Here is a 23,309-nt window from a genome sequence, read left to right as displayed (position 1 = left end):
GGCGAATCGCAGATGCAAGGAGAATGATGGGGCTTTCACCGCTACTCTTGATCCTCGCACTCCCGTTCATGGCAGGCCTCGTGGCTGTCATGCTTCGATCCGATTCGCGCACCGTCGCCACCTGGCTCGCAGGGAGCACGACGCTTGCCTGCCTGGTCTTGACCATCATCCTCTATCCCTCGGTAAGGGACGGGGGAAGCGTCCGGCACCGGATCGAATGGATTCCTTCTCTCGGCCTCGACTTCACCCTGAGGATGGACGGTTTCGCCTGGATCTTTGCCCTTCTGGTCAGCGGCATCGGGTTCCTGGTCGTCATCTACACCCGCTACTACATCTCGCCCGAAGATCCGGTCCGCCGCTTCTATCTCTTCTTCCTGGCGTTCATGGGATCGATGCTCGGAGTCGTCCTCTCGGGCAACCTGATCCTCCTGGTTGTGTTCTGGGAACTGACCAGCATCTTTTCCTTCCTGCTGATCGGCTATTGGCATCAGAACCCCGCCGCGCGCGACGGCGCCAGAATGGCACTTACCGTAACGGCCATGGGCGGTCTCGCGCTGCTTGGAGGCGTGCTCCTCATCGGGCATATCGTCGGCAGCTATGACCTCGACGTCGTGCTCCGGTCAGGCGAGGCCATACGAGCCCATGAACTGTATGTACCGACGCTTCTGCTGATCCTGCTCGGCGCCTTCACCAAAAGCGCGCAGTTCCCGTTCCACTTCTGGCTGCCCAACGCGATGGCTGCGCCGACGCCGGTCTCGGCATATCTACATTCGGCGACCATGGTGAAGGTCGGCGTGTTCCTGATGGCCCGGCTATGGCCAGTGCTTTCCGGTACGCCTGAGTGGTTCACCATCGTCGGGCTTGCGGGCATGGCGTCGCTGGTGCTCGGCGCCTACCTCGCCATGTTCCAGCAGGACCTCAAGGGCCTGCTCGCCTATTCCACGATCAGCCATCTCGGATTGATCACGCTGCTGCTCAGCCTCGGCAGTCCGCTCGGCCTGGTCGCGGCCATATTCCACATGCTCAACCACGCCACCTTCAAAGCATCGCTGTTCATGGCGGCGGGTATCATAGACCATGAGACAGGAACGCGGGATTTGCGGCGGCTCAGCGGCCTCTTTCGCTACATGCCGATAACCGGGACGCTGGCGACGGTGGCCAGCGCGGCCATGGCGGGCGTTCCGCTTCTCAACGGCTTCCTGTCGAAGGAGATGTTCTTTGCGGAGGCCGTGGCGACGCATGCCGACTCGTGGGTGGACAGGGTGGCTCCCTATGCGGCGGTGCTCGGCAGCGCGCTAGCCGTCACCTATTCCATGCGGCTTATCCATTCGATCTTCCTCGGTGCGCCGCCCGAAAGCTTTCCCCGCGAGCCGCATGAGCCGCCCTTCTGGATGCGCTTCCCGGTCATGTTCCTCGTGATCGCCTGCCTGGTGGTCGGGATCGTCCCGGGTCTGACCATTGGCCCCTTCCTGCATGTTGCTGTGTCGTCGGTGCTCGGCGCCGAAACACCCGAATACAGCCTGGCTCTCTGGCACGGCTTCACGGTTCCGCTTGCTATGAGCTTCGTCGCGCTGATTGGCGGCGCTTTGCTCTATCTGGTCGCGGGGAACTACCTCGAGCACGCCGACAGACCGTGGCTGATCGGGCGGATCGACGGCTATCGCATCTTCGAGCGAGTGATGGTCGCGATTTCATGGCGAGGGGCGCGCCTTATCGAGGAAATAGCCGGCACGCGACGCCTGCAGCCTCAACTGCGTCTGCTTGTGGCGGCGGCGATCGCCGCGGCCGCAGTCCCCTTGTTCCTTTCGGGCCTAGGCTTCGGACAGATCGCGGCTGGGACAACGGATTTCGCCTTTGCGGGGCTGTGGGCCGTCGGCATGGCCTGCGCGGTCGCGGCGGCCCATCAGGCGAAGTTCCATCGTCTCGCGGCGCTGGTTCTGTTGGGCGGTACGGGTCTTGTGACCTGCGTGACTTTCGTCTGGCTATCGGCTCCGGATCTCGCGGCGACCCAACTCGTCGTCGAGATCGTGACCACGGTGCTCATCCTGCTCGGACTGCGGTGGCTGCCCAAGCGCTCTCAAGACTTGGCCGAGCCGAGCGGGATGCTTGCACGGCTTCGCCGCTGGCGCGACCTCTCGCTCTCCGTCGTCGCAGGATTGGGCATGTCGGCAGTGGCCTATGCAATCATGACGCGCACGCCGCCCGAGTCCATCGCCGACTTCTTCGTCGAGAAGGCATACAGCGAAGGTGGCGGACGCAATGTGGTCAACGTGATCCTCGTCGACTTCCGCGGCTTCGATACGCTGGGTGAGATTACCGTGCTCGGCATCGTGGCCGTGACGGTCTTTGCCCTGCTGCGTCGGTTCCGCCCGGCTCCGGACAGCATCGAGTTGCCGGAGCAGCAACTGATCCAGCGCTCCTTCGACGAAGCTGAGCCAGACCGGAAGCCCGGAGCGACCGAGGCGGACTATCTTTTCGTGCCGTCGGTGATCATGCAATGGATGTTTCCGGTGACCATCGTCCTCGCCGCTTATCTCCTGCTGCGCGGCCACGATGCGCCGGGCGGAGGATTTGCCGCCGGTGTGGCAATGGCCGCGGGCTTCATCCTCCAGTACATGGCGGCGGGGACCATCTGGATCGAGAGCAGGCTGCGGATCCTTCCGGTCGTCTGGATTGGCGGCGGCCTTCTGTTGGCAGCCCTCACGGGCCTCGCCTCACTGCTGCTCGGGGATGCGTTCCTGACGTCCTACTTCCGCTACGCGGACCTGCCTTTCGTGGGGAAGGTGCCGCTGGCGAGCGCGGCCATGTTCGATCTCGGCGTGTTCACGCTCGTGGTCGGCGCCACGGTGCTCATGCTGATCGCTATCGCTCACCAATCGATCCGCAGGCCGCGCGCCGCCCGCATCGAGGAGCGCCAGTGATGGAACTTACCCTCTCCATTGCCATCGGCGTTCTTACCGGGTCTGGCGTCTGGCTGCTCCTGCGTCCGCGCACCTACCAGGTGATCATCGGGCTCTCGCTGCTTTCCTATGCGGTCAACCTGTTCATCTTCAGCATGGGCCGCCTTCGCGTCGGCGCCGCGCCCGTGCTGGGGGCGGAAGGCGCGCTCGAGGCTGGTTATACAGACCCGGTTCCGCAGGCGCTCGTCCTGACCGCCATCGTGATCGGCTTCGCGACGACCGCGCTTTTCCTGGTGGTTCTGCTCGCCGCGCGCGGGCTGACCGGCAGCGACCACGTCGACGGACGGGAGTCGCGATGATGGATTGGGCTCGGCACCTCATCATCGTTCCAATCCTGCTGCCGCTCGTGACTGGAGCGGCGCTCCTGCTGATCGACGAAGTGCGCCATGGGCTGAAGGCGCTGATCAGCATGACGTCGACCCTGCTGCTTTTCGCCGCCACCCTGGCGCTAATGCGCATCGCAGATGGCACGCCGGTCGGGAACGACGCGCTCTCCTGGTCCTATGCGATCGGAAGTTGGCCGGCGCCATTCGCGATCGTCCTGGTGCTCGATCGCCTGGCGGCGCTGATGCTGGTGCTCACCTCCGTGCTGGCGATTGCCTCGCTCGGTTTTTCGCTGGCGCGCTGGCACAAGGCGGGACCGCATTTCCACACGCTTTTTCAGTTTCTCCTGATGGGGCTCGGAGGAGCCTTCCTGACGGGAGACCTGTTCAACCTCTTCGTTTTCTTCGAAGTCACGCTGGCGGCATCCTACGGGCTGCTGCTGCATGGATCCGGCATGTTTCGGGTCCGGTCCGGCCTCCACTACATCGCGATCAATCTCGCTGCCTCTCTGCTCTTTCTCATCGGCGTGAGCATGATCTACGGGGTGACCGGCACGCTCAACATGGCCGATCTCGCGGTGCGCCTGCCGACCGTACCCCCCGATAACCGGATGCTGCTGGCGTCGGGAACCGCGATCCTGGGTGTGGCCTTCCTGGTCAAGGCCGGCGTGTGGCCACTGTGCTTCTGGCTGCCGTCCGCGTACATGGCAGCCGCGGCCCCGGTCGCAGCGGTTTTCGTGCTGCTCACCAAAATCGGCTTCTACGTGCTTCTCCGGCTGTCGCTGCTCCTCTTCGGCAGCGAGGCAGGGGAACTGACGGGCTTCGGCGGCATGGTTCTGCTCACGGGCGGCATGGCGACCGTTGCTTTTGCGTCATTCGGCGTGCTCGCCTCGCAGGCGATGGGGCGGCTGGCCGGTTACAGCGTCCTGGTATCGTCGGGAACCCTGCTGGCAGCCGTCGGCATGGGCGACACCTCGGTTGTCTCGGGAGCTCTGTTCTATCTGGTCAGTTCGACGCTGAGCACCGCCGCTCTGTTCATGTTGATCGAACTCGTTGAGCGCGCCCGCGAGCCCGGAGCCGACCTGCTCACGGTCACCATGGAAGCTTATGGCGATGAGATCGATCTTGAGGAGGACGAGCCCGCGGAGGTGGGTGTGATCATGCCCGGCGCGCTGGCCGTCCTCGGCATCTGCTACGGGTGCGTCGTGCTGTTGCTGGCGGGGCTGCCTCCGCTATCGGGCTTCGTAAGCAAGTTCGCGATGCTGACGTCCATGATCAATCTGGACGGGCTGGGAAGTCCGATGGAGGTCCCCGCCCGGACGTGGGTACTCGTAGCGCTGGTGATCCTGTCCGGCCTGGCTACGCTGATAGCGATGATGCGCACCGGCATCCGTACCTTCTGGGCGCCGCTCGAGCTTATCGTTCCGCGCGTCCTCGTGGTCGAGGTGGCGCCCATCATCATGCTGATAGCGCTCTGCTTTTTCCTGACTCTCGCGGGCGGAGGGGTGCTTAACTACACCGACGCGGCCGCCCGCTCCCTGCACATTCCCGCCAGCTACATCGGAGGCGTGCTGGAATCGGTTGCGCCGCCGGGCAACTCCGAGGCAGTGCCGAGATGAGCCGCGTGCTGCCCTATCCGCTGCTGACGGCCGGCCTCATCCTGATGTGGCTGCTGCTCAACTCGTTCTCGCTCGGTCACCTCCTTCTGGGAACGATCATCGCAGTTGCCGCGTCCCGCGTCATGGCGGCTCTCGAGCCATCCAAGCCAAGACTGAGGCGTTGGCAACTCATCCCGCGCCTTACCGCGGTGGTGACGCTGGATATCCTGCGATCCAATATCGCCGTTGCGAGCGTCATCCTCAATCCCCGCCGGTGCGATCGGGTGTCCGGCTTCGTCGCCATTCCGCTGGAGCTACGCGACAAGACCGGACTGGCCGTGCTGGCCTGCATCGTCACCAGCACGCCAGGCACCGCATGGATCGAGTACGATTCCGATTCCAACATCCTGTTGATCCATGTGCTCGACCTCGTTTCCGAGGAGGAATGGATCGCCCTGATCAAGAACCGCTACGAGACGCTGCTTATGGAGATATTCGAATGACCGAGGCCATTCTCGTCTGGTCCGTCGGCATCGCGCAGGCCATGCTGGTGATCGCTATGGCGTGCAATACGTATCGGCTCATCCGCGGACCGCGCGCGCAGGATCGTGTCCTTTGCGTTGATGCCTTGTATGTGAGCGCCATGTTGCTGGTGCTCACATTCGGCATCCGCACTGGCAGCTCTCTCTACTTCGAGGGTGCCCTGGTGATTGCAGTCATCGGTTTTGTCTCGAGCGTCGCACTTTCGAAGTTCCTCATGCGCGGAGAGGTGATCGAATGACGCACGTCGAGGCCTTGCCCACCTGGGCGGCGCTTGCGACCGCGGTGCTTGTGCTGATCGGTGCGGCCCTTACGCTGATCGGCGCGATCGGCACTCTGCGTTTTGGAACTTTCTTCGAACGCGTGCACGCGCCCACTCTCGGGACAAGTTGGGGGACGGGATCCATCGCGCTGGCTTCGATAATCTTTTTCTCCGTGCTTGAATCCCGACCAGTCGTGCATGAGGTCCTGATCGGCGTATTCATAACGGTCACCACGCCGGTCACGCTCATGCTGCTGGCCCGCGCTGCTCTCTACCGCGAACGCGCGGAGGGCAGCACGAGGGTTCCTCCACACTCCGTCGTGCGCCGAGCGAGACACCTGGGCGCCGGAGAAGAGAGCGGCAACGACGCCCCTTGAAGGGCCGCGTTGCCGCGAAGCGGATACCTTACCGCCGTTTACCTGCCGAAGCGGCCCTTGCGCCGAGTTCCGACACTGAACTGGCCTCTACCTTCTTTTCCTTGATTTGCTTCGGCTTGCGGGCTTCCCGATTGCCCTTTCTTTTGGCCATTTTTCATTCCTTCTGGCTGAGCCCGAGCGTATCCGCGGCTGCAGGCGCAGCCCGGTCGACATGCTCGGGAACGTTCTGTTGCTAGGAAAGCATCCCCTGGCCCGGCGGAACTCGGTTCCGTCGAACCAGGGCTAGCGGCCGATTTGCGGTCGCTTCCTGAAGGAAAGTCCGTGGAGTGAAATCTTGATCACGTCCGGCATCATGGACAGGCGGCCAGGAATGTCAAACCTGACAGCAGGGCGACATTGCGTCGCCCACGGCGCGGCATGATCGAGCGCTAGACGCTTCTCGCCGGTGACCTGATGAAGATCGCGAACAGTTCTCTTTGCGAGGAGATCCGCATCTTCGCGTAGATGTTCTTGCGATGGATGCGCACCGTGCCTGCGGAAATGCCCAGTAGGCTGGAGATCGACTCGGAGGAATGACCTTCGAGAACCAGACCGACGACCTCGAGTTCGCGCGGGGTCAAGGCGGGCATCCCGCGAAGTTGCAAGGCTTCCTGGACTGTCCTGCGCAACACTTCCTTCTCGTCCTGCACGGGGCTGGCGCCCCTCAGGCGCTCGTCCGTGCGCCAATGTGCCTTCGCGATGCGCCTGATCAACGGCTCGACGCACCGAAGCGTTCGCAAGTCATGCGCGGAGAAGGCCGGTCGGCTTGGCGCACGCATCAGCGAAGTGACGATGGTCCAGTGCTCGTTGCCCGGAATGAAGAAGGCGATCTCATCGACCGGCCCCGTCTGCACATAGTAGGATTTGTAGTATTCGCTCTTGTAGAACTGATCCGGCGCAAGGTCGGCCAGCCGGTGCAGACCCGATCGGATGCCATTGGCTGATGCCTTGTAGAAGGGATCGAGAAGATACGGCCCGATCTCATATTCCCGCACGTGGATGTCGAACTGCCGGGGCGCGAATGTGTGGTGGAGGCATACCGGGATGCCCGATCCGCTGTAGCCGAACGTCACCGTGTAATCGAACGGAGCGAGGCGGCTAAGCGTGGCCGCGAGCGTTTCGGCAAAGGTCGGGCTTCCCGCGCGCGACAGCGTTTCTCCGAGAGCGGAATACCACTCAGGCTGTGAAAGCAGTCGTTTGCCGGATGCGGCCTCGGCGTTTTCCTCCGTCACCTCGGACCTTTCCTATAACAAAAGGGATATGCCTTTTAGATTATCCTGATTAGGAAATATCCCACAATCATGGGCACACTTATAAGATTAGGTGAGTTTGTGGAATATGCCTCCGCATTGCGTTGTCGAAGCTGACGCGTTCGTCAAGTGCATATGAAGGTAATTCCCGCTCATATGATCGAAGGCGACCTTTATGGGTGGTCCGATCGACATGCGCCAGGAAGAGCAGGGGAGGAGAACCCGCCTTCGCGCAGGGAGGAGACGAGTTGTTCACGGGCCGTGACTTTGCCTGTATTTCGCTCTTGAATTGCGCCCGCGAAGCCCGAGAGCCGGCTGCTTTCTGCGTGCAGGCTTCGCATCATCGCGCTCTTTGCGCGCGTGCGCTGCCGCGGATGTTGGATTTTGGTGGGAAGCTGTGAGCCAGACCTCGATCCGCAGAACGTAAGAACAACCAACGATAGGGGAATCCGATGCTTCGATACAATTGGTCGATACGGAAGACAGCAGCGACGGTGGCTTTGGGCGGCGTCCTTGCGTTTGGAGCGGTGGTGGAGGCGAGTGCCTGGTCGCTCGAGGAAGCGGCCGCCCCCTACAAGGGAGCGACAATCAGGACCATCGGCGAGGCCCTGCCGCCGCTGGAAGCGATGAAGAAGCTCGCGCCCGAGTTCGAGAAGCGAACCGGCATCACCGTCGAGATCGAGATGTACGAACACTCCGAGGCCGTCAGCAAGGTGATGCTCGACCTCAATTCGAAGCGCGGCCGCTACGATTTCATCATCCAGCCGCATCGAGAGCTCGGCAAGTTCGTCACCAACGGCCATGTCGAGCCGGTCGAAGCCTTCATGGGATCGGCAGAGCTGCGGGACCCCAAGTTCAAGCCCGAGGAACAGCTCTACCAGGGCCTGTGGAAGGAGATCTCCTGGTATGACGGCAAGCCCTACGGTTTTCCGTTCACCGCGCTGACCATGTACATGTGGTACCGCTCGGACCTGCTTTCGGACCCGAAGGAACAGGAAGGTTTCAAAGCCAAGTATGGCTATGACCTAGCGCCGGCCAAGGATTGGAAGCAGTACCGCGACATCGCGGAGTGGTTCACGCGTCCGGACGAGCGGCTTTACGGGACCGCGCTGCAGGGCAAGCGCCACGAAGCCCTATGGTACGAGTGGCTCAACTTCTTGTACTCCCACGGCGGCGACATGCTGGAGGTGAAAGCCGGCTCCGAATGCGGCCCGGTGATCGTCAACAGCCCGCAGGCCATCGCGGCTACCGAATACTACAAGAGCCTGATGGCGTTCTCGCCGCCGGATACGCTGAACTATTTCTGGGACGACGTGATGGCCCTGATGCAGCAAGGCACCGTTGCCGAGTTGATCATGTGGAACGACGCCACCTATGCGGTCGCGGTCGATGAGGCGGCTTCGACCGTGGTCGGCAAGATGGGTTTCGACATCGTGCCGCAAGGCGAGGGTGGCAAGGTGGCCCAGGTCGAAGGCTGGACCTACCTCATCCCGACATCTTCGAAGAACAAGGAAGCGGCGTACCTCTTCATCCAGTGGATGATGGACTACGACCAGCAACTCCACCAGCACCTCAACGGTGGCGCGACCGCGCGTCCTGACGTCTATGCCTCCGCCGATGTGCAGAAGCTGCCCTATGCGAAGGCGTCGATGGACTCCAACGAGGTCGCCAAGCCGAAGCCGACGCTGCCGCAGTCGAGCGAGATGACCGACATCCTCGTGCGCGAACTGTCTTCCTATCTGGCTGACGAGAAATCCGCGAAGGAGGCGCTCGACCAGTCGGCGAAGGAGATCTCCGAACTGCTCGGCTCGTGCGCGCCGATGAAATATCCCGTCCAGTGAGCTCGAACTGCCGAGCCTGATACCCTCTTCCCGTGAGAGCCCGAAGGCATCTCACGGGAACCAGCCGTGGCCGCCATGAAAACTATGAACCAACAGTCGCGCGGGCGATTCCTGCTGGATCGCGGCGCATCCCTGCCGCTGATGCTGCCGGCGACGCTGCTCGTCGTCGTCTTCCTGGTGGGTCCCTTCTACTACATGGCCTACACGGCGATGACCGACCTGAGCTTCGCCAATCCGGACCAGAAGGGCGCGTTCGTCGGACTGGATAATTTCCGGAAGTTGATGCGGGACGACCAGATCTTCTGGAGTTCCTTCTGGCTGACGATCCGTTTCGTCGTCGTCAGCGTCACGATCGAGTTCGTGCTCGGTTTTGCGCTCGCCTGGCTGATCTGGCGGTTCATCGAGCGGCAGCGGCTTCTGACCACCCTGCTGCTCGTGCCGATGATGCTGGCGCCCGTCGCGGTTGGGCTCATCTGGCGCCTGCTGCTGCAGGGCGATTTCGGCATGGTCACGTACTACTTGCGTAAGCTCGGCATTCTTTCGCAGGCGAGCGCCGTGTTCTCTTCGCCGGGGCTGGTCATGCCGACGATCATCGCCATCGACGTGTGGCAATGGACGCCCTTCGTGACGCTGATCATCCTGGCCGGCCTGATGAGCCTGCCTAAAACGCCGTTCGAGGCCGCGACCATGGACGGCGCGGGGCCGTGGCGTCAGTTCGTCGACATAATGCTTCCGCTGCTGCGCCCGATCATCGCGCTGGTCCTGCTGCTGCGCGGCATCGACGCGTTCAAAGAATTCGACAAGGTCTTCATCATGACCGGAGGCGGGCCCGGTACCGTGTCCGAGTTGCTCTCCATCTACGCCTACCGGGTCAACTTCAAGAACTGGAACCTCGGCTACGGGGCCGCGGTCTCGTTCATGGTCTACCTCGTCGTGCTGATCCTGTGCTCGATCTTCTACAAGGCCGTGTACTGGAAGTCGTCGGCGGAAAGGCAGTAGGCGCGAGATGAACAGATCCTACAAGATCCTCGCCATCGGTGTCCTGGCCTGCGTGCTGATCATTGCGCTGACGCCTTATGTCTGGATGCTCCTGACATCCTTCAAGGGACGGCTGGACATCCTGTCGCCGGAGCCGCGCTGGCTCTTCACCCCGACGCTGAGCAACTATCCCGCCGTCTTCATCGACAAGGACTATCTGCCTCTCGTCTTCAATTCGCTGATCATCTCGCTGGGATCGACGGTGCTGTCGGTCGTCATCGGGGCGCCGGCGGCATACGTGTTCGCCCGCTCTGATTTCGCCGGCAAGGAAGATCTTTTCTTCTTCTTCCTGACGACACGGATGGCTCCGCCGATCTCGATAGCGGTGCCGCTCTTCCTGTTCTTCACGACGCTCGGGCTGACCGACACGGTCTATGCCGTGGTCATCGCACATACGAGCTTCAACCTGTCGCTCGTGGTATGGATGATGCGAGGCTTCTTCGCCGAGATCCCGAAGGAGATCGACGAGGCGGCAATGATGGACGGCCGCTCAAGGCTCGGCGCCTTCGTGCGTGTCATCGTTCCTCTGGCCGCACCCGGTCTCGCCGCGACGGCCGTGCTTTGCTTCATCCTGTCGTGGAACGAGTTCCTCTACGCTTTCATACTGGTCGCGTTCGAGGGAAGGCCGCTGACCGTCGGTATCCCTGGCCTGATCACCCCGCATGGAACCTTGTGGGGGCAGGTCGCTGCCGTCGCGGTCGTCGCCACATTGCCCATCCTCGTCTTCACCTTTCTGGTCCAGAAGCACCTCGTTCGCGGCCTGACATTCGGCGCGGTCAAGGGCTGAGACGGCTACACTGACGGAGTTTCTCGATGGCTGTCTCTTTCAAGGAAGTGACGAAGCGGTTCCCCGACGGAACGACGGCGCTCGACCGGCTCGACCTCGAGTTCGACCTCGGCGAGTTCATCGTTCTGCTCGGCCCTTCCGGCTCCGGCAAGACAACCGCGTGCCGGCTGCTTGCCGGATTGGAGGCGCCGTCCGGCGGCCGTATCGAGATCGGTGGAAAGGACATCACCGACCTGCCGCCGCGTTTCCGCGACATCGGCATGGTGTTCCAGAACTATGCGCTCTACAGCCACAAGAGCGTGTTCGAGAACATCGCCTACCCGCTGCGCATCCGCAAAGTCGCCGCACCCGAGATCGAGCGCCTGGTTAAGGAGGTCGCCGACCTGCTGCGCATCGGAGACTACCTGCATCGCAAACCGGCGCAACTCTCCGGCGGTCAGGCCCAGCGCGTCGCAGTCGCGCGCGCGCTCGTGTGGGAGCCGGCCATCTGTCTGATGGACGAGCCGCTTTCGAACCTCGACGCCCTTCTGCGCCTGCACATGCGCACGGAGCTCAACCGGCTGCACAGGAAACTCGACAAGACCTTCGTGTTCGTCACCCACGACCAGGAGGAGGCGATGACGCTCGCCACGCGCATCGCCGTGCTGCGGGATGGAAAGCTGGTGCAGTTCGATGAGCCCCGCACAATCTACCGGCGACCGGCGAACCGCTTCGTGGCGGAGTTCATGGGCCGCCCGGCGATGAACACGATCGACGGGATGGTGGAAGGCGGAGTGTTCCGCGCCGGCGACATCGCGTGCGCCGTGGACTGCGCCGATGGTCCCCTGATGCTGGGAATCAGGCCGGAGCAGATCGAATTGGCCGACCATGCGACGACCTCTTCGGTGACGCTTACGGTCGACGTCAAGGAAGCGATCGAGCCGGACACGCTGCTCATATTCCAGAACCGCGGGAATTCGGTCACCCTGCGGACCCAGAGCAATTGTGACGCGATCGAGCCCGGACAGCCGGTCGGCCTGCGCTTCCCGAAGGAAGCGCTGCACTATTTCGATGCCCGCTCCGGGGAGAGGCTGCGATGACGGTCGCAAGCTTCGTTCCGCTGCTGCTGGCCGCGATCGTGTGGATCGGCCTCTGGCAGGTTAACCGGAGACGCAAATGGTTCACGGTCGGCGAAATCATCTTCTGGGACGTAATCGTACTGATCGTCATCCAACTCGTCTGGTTGCGATGGTTCTGATTGCCCGCCTCAGGCGCGTACAGGCGTAGCGACGAGACTCGTGCAAGGGAGGAGAACGATGACTTCGGCACCACGTTGGCGTCGTTTCGACGAGTGGGACTCGCGGCCGCTGCGTCGGGACCAGTTCGCCGTGGAGGATTCGGAGGCCGGCTTCGCGACCTTCCATAGCCCGTGGGATCCGGCGCCGTCGGCCCAGGTCGAGAACGGCCGCGTCGTGGAAATCGACGGCAAGCTGGAAGCCGAGTTCGACATACTCGACGCCTTCATCGCCGCGCACCACCTCGATCTCGATGTGATCGACGAGGCCATGGCCATGGATCCGGCCGAGGTGGCGCGGATGCTGGTCGACATAAACGTGCCGCGCGAGCGGCTCGAACGGCTGGCGCGGGGCATGACGCCGGCCAAGCTTGTCTCCGTGGTTTCCATGATGTCGTCCCTGGAGATCACCTTCGCCTATTCGAAGATGCGGCAGCGCCGCACGCCCGGCAATCAGGCCCACGTCACCAATGCCAAGGACGACCCGCTCCAGCTTGCGGCGGATGCGGCGGTCGCCGTCGCGCTGGGGTTCGATGAAGTCGAGACGACGATGCGGGTGGCGTCCAACTCGTGGGCCAATGCGATGGCCTGCGCAGTAGGCGCCGCGGTCGGCCGGGGCGGCGTGCTCTTCCAGTGTTCGATTGAGGAGGCGGAAGAACTCAGGATCGGCATGGCCGGCTTCACGTCCTATGCCGAAACGGTCTCCGTCTACGGCACCGAGCCGGCCTTCGTGGATGGCGACGACACGCCCTGGTCGAAGGCGTTTCTGACGGCCGCCTATGCGTCGCGCGGGATCAAGGCCCGCTGCACCTCGGGTGCTTCGGCGGAATTGCTGATGGGCTTCCACGAGCGCCAGTCGGTGCTCTACCTCGAAGCGCGATGCCTGTGCCTGCAGCGCGCCATGGGCGTGCAGGGCACCCAGAACGGCGGCATCGACGGCGCTCCTCTGACCGTCTCCATGGCGGGAGGGATGCGCGAGCTTATGGCGGAGAACCTCATAGCGGTCTGGCTTGGCCTGGAATGCGCGTCGGGCAACGACACGCGCATCAGCGAGTCGGAGATCAGGGTCGGGGCCAAGATCACGCCCTACCTGCTGGCCGGCTCCGACCTGATCTGCTCCGGTTTCGGCTCGATCCGCAAATACGACAACACCTTCAATCCCTCGCTGTTCAACGGTGAGGACATCGAGGATTTCCTGGCGCTGCAGCGCGATTTCGAGGCGGACGGAGGCCTGACGCCCATCCAGGAAGGCGACATGCGCGAACTGCGCATGCATGCGATCCGCGCGATCGCGGCCGTCTTCGACGAACTCGGGCTGGCCAAGGTTCCCGAAGCCTGGATGCTCTCGGTGGCGGCAGCCTCGGGCTCACAGGAGACCGAGAGTTTTTCGCCCGGCGAGGTGGCGCGCATCAGCGGAGCCATTCGCGACCGCGGATTGACGGCGCTGGACGTGGTGCGCGCGCTTGAGCGACGCGGTTTTGCGAAGGAGGCCGAGAACCTGCTCATGATGCTGCGGCAGCGGATTTCGGGAGACTATCTGCAGACATCGGCCATCCTGCGCGACGGCAAGGTGATCAGTGCGCTGAACGATCCCAACGACTATCGCGGCCCAGGCAGCGGCTACCGCATGTCCGATGCGCGCTGGCAGGCGGTGCGCAGCGTGCGCGACCTGCAGACGCGCGCTGGCGTGCTGGAGCGCGAACGGCGCGTCGACCCGACAGCCGCGCCATGGCTGGTCCCGAAGGGCGAGGCGCAGAAGGGCTCCGATCCGCACGAAGTGGTCGTCGGGCTCAGCCCTGCCTTCGGTAACGAGCTGACCCAGACCACGGCCGGGCACGACCTCATTGACGTCGTCCTGGCGCTGACGGAAGGGATTCGGGAAGGCGGCGGCGTACCCCGACTGGTGCGCATCCGCCATACCGCGGACACGTCGTTCCTCGGGCTGACGGCTGCACGCCTGTCGGGGTCCGGTTACGGCATCGGTATCCAGGGCAAGGGGACGGCGGTGATCCATCGCGCCGACCGGCTGCCGCACATGAACATCGAGCTTTTCTCCAACGCGCCGGTGACGACGCTCGAGCACTACCGGGCCATGGGCCGTAATGCGGCGCTCTACGCGCGCGGCCAGACCCCGGAGCCGATCATCGTGCCGGTGGACGGCCAGGCGCTGGGCGCGCGCCACCACGTTCGTATCGCCATGCTCTATGCGATCGAGACGGGCCTCGTGATCGCCGACGCGCCGCCGCTCGGCCTTGCCATGAGCATCGGCCAGGGGGGGACATCGGCATGAACAGCCCGCTCGATCTCTATCCGATCGCGGAGAAGGCGCCGGAAGCGGCCGTTTCGGCATCCGGCATGCCGCTCGAACGCCTGACGCTCGACGCCGTCGTCTCCGGCCAGGTCGGCCCGGCTGAAATCCGCATCTCGGCCGAGGTGCTGCGGCTGCAGGCCAATATCGCCCGTGCCGCCGGCCGCGACCGGCTGGCGCTCAACCTCGAACGAGCTGCCGAACTGGTCGACGTCCCGCAGGACATCATCCTCGAAACCTACGAGATGATGCGGCCGGGGCGTCTGACCGATCCAAGCCTGCTTTCCGAGCGCGCGGAGATGCTGCGCCGCGACTATGGCGCCCATGCCATCGCCGCGCTGATCGAAGAGGCGGTCGCCGTCTACGGCCGCCGCAATCTCTTCCGCCGTCGCTACTGAATTTGAAAGGAATGGGGATGATCCTCGAGGGGAGAACGGCAATCGTCACCGCGGCGGGGTCCGGCATCGGGCGAGCGGGATCGGAAGCCATGGCGCGCGAGGGCGCGTTCGTGATCGTGACCGACCGCGACCTCTCCGCGGCGCGCGAGACCGTCGACAGGATCGCCGGTGCGGGCGGGCGAGCGGAAGCGCACCGGGTGGACGTCAGCGACGACCGTGCGATCGTCTCTCTCGTCGACAAGGTTGCCGGGCAGCGCGGCCACATCGACATCCTGCACAATCATGCCGGTGTGCAAGTTGCCGGCAGCGTCGAGGAAGTGGACTCCGCGGGCTTCGATCGCTCCTGGGCGATCAACGTCCACGCCCAATTCGTGGCGTGCCAGGCGGTGATCCCGTTCATGAAGAAGCAGGGGGGAGGGGTGATTCTCAACACCTCGTCGAACTCCGGCGTCTTCCTCGACCGGGCGATGACGGCTTACATCACCAGCAAGGCGGCATCGATCACCATGACTCGCCAGATCGCACTCGATGTCGCGCGCTTCGGCATCCGCATCAACGCATTGTGCCCGGGCTGGGTCGATACGCCGTTCAACGACCCCTATACGGAGCAACTCGGCGGACGAAAGGCGCTGGAGCACGCCATCTCCAATGTCGTGCCGATGGGCCGCTTCGCCACGGCGGAAGAGATTGCCGAAGTCATCCTGTTCATGGTGTCCGACCGGTCGTCCTACATGACAGGTCACGCCCTGGTCGCGGACGGGGGTGAGTCCCTCGCTGGAGGCACCAACAGCGGCACCGTCCTTGTCGACTGATCCCCGCCTTCCGCCGGGCGTCTGCGCCGCAACCGATTTGAGCGTCGTCATAAGATCAGTCGGTTCGACACGCCCGATGAGAGGCGTGATGGATATTTAGCACCTCGACGGTCTGCGCCGACCTTCGCCGTACTCGGTGGAATATGTGATACCAGATGAGCCCGCCGCGGCCTGAGCCTGCAGCATCCTTGCGCGATTAACCACGGTTCCGGAACAATGGGTGGGTGGGCCGGTTTTGGCCTTATCCTGTCAGCGGAGCATTGGCGTGGCCAATCCCGTACGATACTTGGCGGCTACATTGCTGGTGCTGCTTCTGGCGACCTCGTCCGCCTCGGCGCAGGCGCAGCAGGACGGGGAAAGACCGCCGCCGGCCGTGGTCGTCCAGCCGATCCCGGTCGAGGAAGTCGCAAACCCCGAGCAATTCAACGGCCGAGTCGAGGCCATCGAGACAGTGGACATCCGCGCCCGTGTTCAGGGATTCCTTCGGGCCGTGGACTTCACCGACGGGCAGTCGGTCAAGCAGGGCGACACGCTCTTCGAGATCGAGCCGGACGAGTTCCAGGCGGCCGTTGCCTCGGCCCAGGCGCAGGTGGCCCGTGCCGAGGCGAGCCGCGGTTCGGCAGAGAGAACGCTTACCCGCAACAGGGAGTTGTTCGCCCAAAAGACGGTTTCGCAATCCGCGCTCGATCAGGCTCAGGCCGCATTCGAGATTGCTGTCGCCGATGTGCAGGTCGCACAGGCCGCGCTTCGAACGGCCATGCTCAACCTCTCCTACACCCGCATTACCGCTCCGATCAGCGGCCGCATCGGCAAGCCCGCGTTCACACAGGGCAACCTGGTCGGTCCGGAGTCCGGCGTTCTGGCGCGCATCGTCAGCCTCGACCCAATCCGTGTCGCCTTCTCCATTACCGAAGGCTTCCTCGTGACGCTGCGCCAGAAGGCCGCTCAGCAGATTGAGCTAGACCCGAGTGAACTCGACTTCTCGCTTCGTCTCGCCAACGGCACCGACTACGTGCAGCCGGGCAGGCTCGATTACGTAGAGAACGAGGTCGACCCGCAGACTGGAACGGTGACAACGCGGCTCACTTTTCCGAACCCGAATCGCATCCTCATGCCGGGCCAGTTCGTAACGCTCAATGTGCGTGAGAAGAACGCGCCACGGCTGCCGGTCGTCCCGCAGTCGGCGGTGCTGCAGGACCGCGAGGGACGCTACGTCTATCTGCTCAATGACGACGACACGGTCTCGCAGCGCCGCATCGAGACTGGCGCCCGGGTGGGGGCCGGGTGGGCCGTGACGAAAGGCTTGTCCGGCGGCGAACAGGTCGTGGTGCAGGGCGTCCAGCGGCTCGCGGACGGAATGAAGGTGCAGCCCAGCCAGCAGCAGGCGGTCGGGCAGTGATTTCCGACGTCTTCATTTCCCGCACCCGCTTTGCGATGGTTGTGTCCATCGTCATCTCCATCGCTGGCGCGCTCTCGATCTTCGGGCTTCCGGTGCAGCAGTATCCGGAGATCACGCCTCCCACCGTCAGCGTCTCGGCGTTCTATCCGGGCGCCAGCGCATCGGTTGTGGCCGATGTCGTCGGCGGCCCGCTCGAAAGCGCGATCAACGGCGTCGAGGACATGAGCTACATGTCCTCGACCAGTTCCAATGCCGGGCAATATTCGCTTTCCATCACCTTCGAGATCGGGACCGATCCCAATATCGCTCAGGTCAATGTGCAGAACCGGGCGCAACTCGCGATCTCGAAACTGCCGCAGGCCGTCCAGCAGCAAGGCGTTTCCGTCCGGACCCGCTCTCCAGACTTCCTTCTGGCGATCGGCTTCACTTCGGACGATCCCTCCACCGACATCCTGCAGGTCACCAACTTCGCCTCGACCCAGATCGTTGATGCGGTGGCGCGGGTTTCCGGTGTCGGCGAAGCGACCGTGGTGGGCGCGTCGAGATACTCCATGCGCATCTGGACTGATCCGGTGCGCATGAGCGCCCTCAATATCAGCCCCGACGATGTGGCCGCGGCGATTCAATCCCAGAATGTGCAGGCCTCTCTCGGCCAGGTCGGCGGCCAGCCATCCGAGCCGGGTACCCAGGTCCAGTATACGCTCATCGCGCAAGGCCGCTTGGTAGACCCCAGGCAGTTCGGCGACATCATCGTGCGTACCGGTGGCAATGGCGCCGCCATCGTTCGGTTGCACGACATCGCTCGCGTCGAACTGGGCGCGGAATCCTACCAGTCGAACGCCAGACTCGGCGGGCAGCCTGCCGCCATGCTGCAGATCAGCCAGGCGCCCGGCGCCAACGCGATCAACACGGCCAACGCCGTGCTGACACGGCTCAAGGAACTCGAGCCGACCTTTCCCAAGGGCACGCAATACGAGGTCGTCTACGATGCGACGGAGTTCGTGAGGGCCAGCATCGCCTCCATCCTGCAGGTGCTGACGGAGGCGTTCATCATCGTGGTCCTCATCACCTACCTGTTCCTGCAAGATTGGCGCTCGACAGTGGTGGCGGCCGTCGCCATCCCGGTCTCGCTGCTTGGCGCGATGGCCGTATTGCTGGCGCTTGGCTATTCGGCGAATACGATCACGCTGCTCGCCCTGGTGCTTGCGATTGGGCTCGTCGTGGACGACGCCATCCTCGTGGTGGAGAACGTCCAGCATGTCATGGAAGACAATCCGGAGATCACCACCGCCGGTGCCGCGCACAGGGCAATGGCGCAGATCACCGGTCCGATCATCGCGACGACCTTCGTGCTGCTCGCGGTGGTCACGCCGACGTCTTTCCTGCCCGGCATAAACGGGCAGCTCTATCGGCAATTCGCGGTGACCATCTCGGCGGCCCTCGTGGTCTCGGCCATCGTCGCGCTGACGCTCAGCCCGGCGCTCAGCGCAACGCTGCTGAGGCACGCCAAGTCCGGGTACCGACGAGGCCCGCTCGGCTGGTTCGCGCGCCTCGTCGACGCGACGCGGGACCTGTACGGCCGCATCGTCGCCTTCCTCGTACGTTTTTGGATCATACCGGTCGCGGCGCTGGCCGCCGCCTTTGCCGGTGGGCTGCTGCTCTTCACCGCTCTTCCCTCCACCTTCCTGCCGGAGGAGGACCAGGGCGCCCTGCTCATCGACGTGCAACTGCCGGATGCTGCCTCTCTCGACCGGACACGGGAGATTATCGATGAGGTGCAAGGCATCCTGTCCGAAACCGACGGCGTGGAGCGCGTCATCTCGGTCGCCGGCTTCAGCATCCTGCAGAGCACCCAGACGCCGAGCGGCGGGCTGGCTGTGGCCGCATTGAAGCCTTGGGCGGAGCGTAGGGACCCGCAACTCCAGATCGGCGCCATCCTGGCGAAGCTCAGGGCGCGCTTCGCCGCGATCCCGGGCGCAAATATCGCCGTCTTTTCCCCACCCGCCATTCCCGGCATCGGCATCGTCGGGGGCCTCGATCTGCGCCTCCAGGCGCTGCTCGGCCAGCCTCCCGAAGAGATCGGCCAAGTGGCGCGCGCCTTCATCGGCGAAGTGAACCAGGCGCCGGAGATCGGCGGCGTCTCGACTACGTTCAGCGCCGACGTGCCGCAAATCTTCGTCAATATCGACCGCACCCGGGCCGAGGCGCTCGGTGTCAGCGTGGCGGACATATTCAACACGATCGGATCGAATTTTGGCCCGCGCTACGTAAACGACTTCACGCTTCAGGGCCGGGTGTTCCAGGTCAATCTCCAGGCCGCCGCGAACTTTCGCACGAACCCCGACGACCTCTTCTCGCTTTATGTCCGCAGTCGCAACGGGCAGATGGTGCCGCTGCGTACGCTCCTTTCGATATCGACCGTGCTCGGCCCATATGTGATCACCCGCTACAACACGTACGTCGCGGCGACGATCAATGGCGCGGCCGCGCCCGGCGGCAGTTCGGGATCGGCCATGGCTGCGGTCGAGCGCGTCGCCGCCGAAAGCCTCCCGCCCGGCTACGGCCTGGAGTGGTCGGGGCTGTCGTTCCAGGAGCGCCAGAGCGGCGGACAGGAGCCAATCGTCTTCGGGCTGGCGCTGCTGTTCGCCTATCTCTTCCTGGTCGCCCAGTACGAGAGCTGGGTTCTGCCGATCTCCATTGTGCTGTCACTGGGAGCCGCACTCTTGGGCGCCAGTGTCGCGCTGACGCTCACAGGCCTGCAGAACAGCGTTTATGCGCAGATCGCCATTGTGCTCCTGATCGGGCTCGCCTCCAAGAACGCGATCCTGATCGTGGAGTTCGCAAAGGAGCAGCGCGAAGCCGGCCACTCGATCGCCGAAGCAGCCCGGATGGGTGCCGAACAGCGCTTCCGCGCCGTGATGATGACGGCGCTGGCGTTCATCTTCGGCGTCCTGCCGCTGGCCATAGCCACGGGCGCCGGCGCGGCAGCCCGTCAGGCCGTGGGCGTCACCGTCGTTGGCGGCATGATCGCGGCATCGACGATCGGCCTGTTCATCATCCCGGCCCTGTTTGCAGTCATCGAGCGGATCGCTGAATGGGCATCTTACAAGCCGCAAGGCGCACGTCGAAACCGGCCGGCGCCGATCCGAAATCAAAATAAGAAGAGGCCGGATTGAGGCTGAAACCTCGATCCGACCTCCTGAAGAGAGTAGCGTGCAGCGAGATGGATGGGCTCGCTGCTCTCAGACAGCCTCTTACTGGCTTACCCCGATGACGTTGAAATTGCCGGTCTGGGTGAACGAGGTCAGGTTGTTGTTCCCGGTCTGCAGGATCGCGGCCTGGTTGAAGTCGCCGTTGATCGTGCCCGTGATCTTGTTCCCATCACCGAGTTGCGACATTGCGAACTGATTGGAGTCCGACTGGAGCGTCGTTCCGACGGTGAGCATGAGGCTGTTGCCGCTGCCGCTCTGGACGAGATGGCCCGGGGTAAGGCCAACAGAGGCAGCAGCGCTGCCGAGAAACGTCGGCCCGCTGTTGTTGTTGTCGCCCCAGATGCTGACCGTCAGGCTGTTGGAGCCGCCGAACCCACTCTTGGTCTGGTCGATGTCCAGCAGGTTGTTATCGCCGTTGATCGTCAAATCGGCGATGTTCTTGCCGCTGGCGACCAGCCCGACCGTCTGGTTGACGCTCACACCATTGTTGTCGCCGGTATTGATAGTGACGGTCAAAGCGTTGCTGCCCAGGATCCCCGTTGACTGGTTGCCAAGGATCGAGTTGTCGCCGCCGCGCACCAGCAGATCGGCGCCGTTGGTGCCGATTTGCCTGAGGTTGGCGGCGTTCCGGTCCCCGACAATTTCAACCGTGGCCGCATTGGCGCCGTCCTGGTCGATGTTGACGTTGTTCTTTTCGCCGTCCTCGATCTTTACGAGAGCGTCGTTTCCGCGCACCAGGCTCGCCTGAAAGATATCGACGTGATTGGAATCGCCATCAGTAATCGCAACTTTCGCGTCGTTGCCCGCACCGAAGGCGGACTGATCGATACGGATGCCATTGCTGTCACCCGTAAGAATGTGCACGTCGGCACCGTTGCCGGAAACTACGCTCTCCTGGTCGATATCAACGGTATTGAGGTTGCCGACGACGTCGATCACTGCGTCGTTGCCCACGCCATCCTGGGTCAGGAAGTTGACCTTGTTCCCGTCACCCTTCTGGCTGATGGTGGCGTCGTTGGCGCGACCGGACTGCGACAGTTCGGTGACGAGATTGGCTGTGCCGGTCTGCGTGATATCGGCGTCGTTTCCAGATGTGCCTGTGAGCAGGCCGCCCGAGCGCGTCTGGATCACCGTGGAGACGCGATTAGCATTTCCGCCCTGCTGCAGGATGTTTAGCGTATTCGCCGGGTTGGACGCATTTAAGCCGGTCCGGTTCTGCTGAACCTCGCCAACGATGTTGTTGTCGGACGACTGTGTGATGTTGGCCCGGTTCCGGGCACCCATCTGGTCGAACCCGGCGCCCCCGGTGCCGACCTGATTGTAGCTGCCCGACTGCAGGATGGTGAAAGTCTGGTTGCTGCCGGATTGGGTTATGGCGCTCCCCGGAACCAGCGGATTGCCACCCGCCTCGTCGTGGCTTCCGCCTTGCGTAACGCTGCCCGAATTGTTGCTGCCGTCCTGCACGACATTGGAAAAATTGTCGCCGGCCAGCGCTGGCAGCGAGAAAAGAAGGCTGATTGCCGTGGCTCCGGCAAGAGCTGTTCTCATATGCATAGATTAGGTCCCCGAAAACAAAACAGACGGGCAATGCCAGCCCGCGAAGAAAAGGCCGGGCGGATTGCTCCGCCCGGCCCTGGCCATTACTGGCTGATGGCGACGCTGTTCGTGCCGGCGCCGGTCTGGCTGAACGCCGCAACGTTGTTGTTGCCGTTCTGCAGGACTGCCGCCGAGTTGCCGTTGGAAGCGCCTCCCAAGCTCGAGGTGCCGATCTTTCCGGTCACTTCGTTATTGGAGCCGAGCGAGGCGATCGCGAACTTGTTGTTGCTGCCAAAGATGTCGAGCGTGGCAATATTGCCGGAGAAGTTGGTCCAGTTTTGCCCCCCCTGAACGATTGACCCATTCGACAAAGCGCCGCCGCTGTTCCCAACCAGCCCAGCCGCCGGGCCGGAGAAGTTACCGGTGCCGTTAAAGCTGCCGGCGATGTTGGCCGTTGCGATATTGCTGGTGCCACCCTGGGCTATGCTGAGTTGGTTGTAGTCGTTGCCGAAAGCCAGCACTGACACCGTTGCGCTGTTAGAGGTCCCAATCTGCCAGACACCGACATCGTTGTTGGAACCGGCGATTTCGCCAGCGCCGATCACATTGCCCTGGCCGGCCTGATAGCTGCCGAAGCTGTTGTTGCTGCCCGAGATTGTGACCATGCCGGTCGTATTGTCCGATCCCTTCTGGGTCATGCCGTACTGGTTGTCGCTGCCAGTGATCGTGAGATTGATCGCGTTCCCGGAGACGGTATTCTGATCGGAAACTCCGTTGAGGCTACCGTACTTGTTCTGGATAAGCGCGCTTTGCGTCGCGCCAGCAAGTCCTGCCCGGGTGCCATAAAAGGACGGGTTGCTCAGAACGATCTTTCCGTTGTTGCTGCCGGAAATGTCCACATTGATCGTATTGGGCGAAGTGCCGTTGCCCGTCGCCCTTTGGTCGACACGGTCAATCACGTTGCCGCTGCCGCTCTGTATCGCGGTGACCACGTTGGTATTAGCGGTGCCCGCATCCTGCGTCTGCCAGATGTGATTTATCACATTGGCGCCCGTCTGTGTGGCGGTCGCCTTGTTGCCTGCTGCCGTGCTCGCCGCATTCTGCTGGAGATCGCCAATGACGGAGCCTGTTCCGTGCTGTGTCAATGTGGCCGTGTTGCTACCCGAGCCGGAACTCGTCTGGTCTACGCCCTGGAAAGTGATCGTGAATTGGGGCGTGGAACCGCCAGTGAAATACGCGTCCGTTCTGGACTCGACGCCGATCTGTCCGCCGGTGCCGTCCTGGATGATAGTCAGGACGTTGTTGGACCCGGTCTGGGTCATGGCGTCGCCGCTGCGGCCCGCCTGGTTGTTCGTG

Annotated in this window: 20 protein-coding genes; 16 read left to right on the top strand and 4 right to left on the bottom strand. The window is 63.2% G+C overall.

Features of this window, described 5'->3' with window-relative positions:
• Positions 1 to 26: 26 nt before the first annotated feature.
• From HUI96_RS23110 to mnhG, 6 genes are read left to right on the top strand one after another with little or no spacing between them, the layout of a single operon-like run.
• The gene (locus HUI96_RS23110) at positions 27 to 2,921 is read left to right on the top strand and encodes a monovalent cation/H+ antiporter subunit A (RefSeq protein WP_337918601.1); all 2,895 of its coding nucleotides are present in this window, start codon (positions 27 to 29) and stop codon (positions 2,919 to 2,921) included.
• Positions 2,921 to 3,259, top strand: coding sequence for a Na+/H+ antiporter subunit C (locus HUI96_RS23105; RefSeq protein WP_188257070.1), 339 nt, complete (start codon positions 2,921 to 2,923; stop codon positions 3,257 to 3,259). The genes HUI96_RS23110 and HUI96_RS23105 overlap by 1 nt, the downstream gene beginning before the upstream one ends.
• Positions 3,256 to 4,902, top strand: coding sequence for a monovalent cation/H+ antiporter subunit D (locus tag HUI96_RS23100; RefSeq protein ID WP_188257069.1), 1,647 nt, complete (start codon positions 3,256 to 3,258; stop codon positions 4,900 to 4,902). Before HUI96_RS23105 ends, HUI96_RS23100 begins: the two co-directional genes overlap by 4 nt.
• Complete coding sequence (locus HUI96_RS23095) at positions 4,899 to 5,384, top strand: Na+/H+ antiporter subunit E (RefSeq protein WP_188257068.1); 486 nt, start codon at positions 4,899 to 4,901, stop codon at positions 5,382 to 5,384. The genes HUI96_RS23100 and HUI96_RS23095 overlap by 4 nt, the downstream gene beginning before the upstream one ends.
• Entirely contained in the window at positions 5,381 to 5,662 is a 282-nt protein-coding gene (locus HUI96_RS23090) for a K+/H+ antiporter subunit F (RefSeq protein WP_188257067.1), read from the top strand. Before HUI96_RS23095 ends, HUI96_RS23090 begins: the two co-directional genes overlap by 4 nt.
• Positions 5,659 to 6,060, top strand: a complete 402-nt coding sequence (gene mnhG, locus HUI96_RS23085; RefSeq protein ID WP_188257066.1) for a monovalent cation/H(+) antiporter subunit G — start codon at positions 5,659 to 5,661, stop codon at positions 6,058 to 6,060. Before HUI96_RS23090 ends, mnhG begins: the two co-directional genes overlap by 4 nt.
• Before the next feature lie 28 nt (positions 6,061 to 6,088).
• On the opposite strand, the gene HUI96_RS29940 is transcribed toward mnhG, so the two are convergent.
• Together HUI96_RS29940 and HUI96_RS30105 are read right to left on the bottom strand one after the other, a co-directional pair.
• Entirely contained in the window at positions 6,089 to 6,211 is a 123-nt protein-coding gene (locus HUI96_RS29940) for a hypothetical protein (RefSeq protein WP_273033209.1), read from the bottom strand.
• A 277-nt stretch (positions 6,212 to 6,488) separates the two neighbouring features.
• The gene (locus HUI96_RS30105) at positions 6,489 to 7,331 is read right to left on the bottom strand and encodes a LuxR C-terminal-related transcriptional regulator (RefSeq protein WP_188257065.1); all 843 of its coding nucleotides are present in this window, start codon (positions 7,329 to 7,331) and stop codon (positions 6,489 to 6,491) included.
• Positions 7,332 to 7,801: 470 nt separating this feature from the next.
• On the opposite strand from HUI96_RS30105, the gene HUI96_RS23075 reads away from it, so the two are divergent.
• From HUI96_RS23075 to HUI96_RS23030, 10 genes are all read left to right on the top strand, one after another.
• Entirely contained in the window at positions 7,802 to 9,190 is a 1,389-nt protein-coding gene (locus HUI96_RS23075) for an ABC transporter substrate-binding protein (RefSeq protein WP_188257064.1), read from the top strand.
• Positions 9,191 to 9,265: 75 nt separating this feature from the next.
• Positions 9,266 to 10,189 (top strand): carbohydrate ABC transporter permease, encoded by a 924-nt coding sequence (locus HUI96_RS23070; RefSeq protein ID WP_237684320.1) that lies wholly within the window; start codon positions 9,266 to 9,268, stop codon positions 10,187 to 10,189.
• 7 nt (positions 10,190 to 10,196) lie between these two features.
• A complete protein-coding gene (locus tag HUI96_RS23065; protein WP_188257062.1) occupies positions 10,197 to 11,015 on the top strand; it encodes a carbohydrate ABC transporter permease in 819 nt (272 codons plus the stop codon).
• Between the two features lie 26 nt (positions 11,016 to 11,041).
• Positions 11,042 to 12,094, top strand: a complete 1,053-nt coding sequence (locus tag HUI96_RS23060; protein ID WP_188257061.1) for an ABC transporter ATP-binding protein — start codon at positions 11,042 to 11,044, stop codon at positions 12,092 to 12,094.
• Complete coding sequence (locus HUI96_RS23055; RefSeq protein WP_188257060.1) at positions 12,091 to 12,252, top strand: hypothetical protein; 162 nt, start codon at positions 12,091 to 12,093, stop codon at positions 12,250 to 12,252. Before HUI96_RS23060 ends, HUI96_RS23055 begins: the two co-directional genes overlap by 4 nt.
• A gap of 58 nt (positions 12,253 to 12,310) precedes the next feature.
• The gene (locus HUI96_RS23050; RefSeq protein ID WP_188257059.1) at positions 12,311 to 14,578 is read left to right on the top strand and encodes a propanediol/glycerol family dehydratase large subunit; all 2,268 of its coding nucleotides are present in this window, start codon (positions 12,311 to 12,313) and stop codon (positions 14,576 to 14,578) included.
• Positions 14,575 to 14,994: a diol dehydratase small subunit gene (locus HUI96_RS23045; protein ID WP_188257058.1), complete on the top strand. Its 420-nt coding sequence runs from the start codon at positions 14,575 to 14,577 to the stop codon at positions 14,992 to 14,994. The genes HUI96_RS23050 and HUI96_RS23045 overlap by 4 nt, the downstream gene beginning before the upstream one ends.
• A gap of 17 nt (positions 14,995 to 15,011) precedes the next feature.
• Positions 15,012 to 15,806 (top strand): SDR family NAD(P)-dependent oxidoreductase, encoded by a 795-nt coding sequence (locus tag HUI96_RS23040; RefSeq protein ID WP_188257057.1) that lies wholly within the window; start codon positions 15,012 to 15,014, stop codon positions 15,804 to 15,806.
• Between the two features lie 265 nt (positions 15,807 to 16,071).
• Positions 16,072 to 17,205, top strand: coding sequence for an efflux RND transporter periplasmic adaptor subunit (locus tag HUI96_RS23035; RefSeq protein WP_337918599.1), 1,134 nt, complete (start codon positions 16,072 to 16,074; stop codon positions 17,203 to 17,205).
• Entirely contained in the window at positions 17,202 to 20,381 is a 3,180-nt protein-coding gene (locus HUI96_RS23030) for an efflux RND transporter permease subunit (protein ID WP_188257055.1), read from the top strand. Before HUI96_RS23035 ends, HUI96_RS23030 begins: the two co-directional genes overlap by 4 nt.
• Before the next feature lie 78 nt (positions 20,382 to 20,459).
• On the opposite strand, the gene HUI96_RS23025 is transcribed toward HUI96_RS23030, so the two are convergent.
• Both HUI96_RS23025 and HUI96_RS23020 read right to left on the bottom strand, forming a co-directional pair.
• Positions 20,460 to 21,971 carry a beta strand repeat-containing protein gene (locus tag HUI96_RS23025; protein ID WP_188257054.1) on the bottom strand — a complete coding sequence of 504 codons (1,512 nt, stop codon included), beginning with the start codon at positions 21,969 to 21,971 and terminating at the stop codon, positions 20,460 to 20,462.
• Positions 21,972 to 22,057: 86 nt separating this feature from the next.
• Positions 22,058 to 23,275 (bottom strand): beta strand repeat-containing protein, encoded by a 1,218-nt coding sequence (locus HUI96_RS23020; RefSeq protein ID WP_237684312.1) that lies wholly within the window; start codon positions 23,273 to 23,275, stop codon positions 22,058 to 22,060.
• Between the last annotated feature and the right edge of the window lie 34 nt (positions 23,276 to 23,309).

It is taken from the genome of Pseudaminobacter soli (ex Zhang et al. 2022), from assembly GCF_014595955.1.
In the GTDB taxonomy this organism is placed as follows: domain Bacteria; phylum Pseudomonadota; class Alphaproteobacteria; order Rhizobiales; family Rhizobiaceae; genus Kumtagia; species Kumtagia pseudosoli.
The sequence above is the reverse complement of the archived record's forward strand: the minus strand, read 5'-3'. Positions and strand labels throughout refer to the sequence as shown.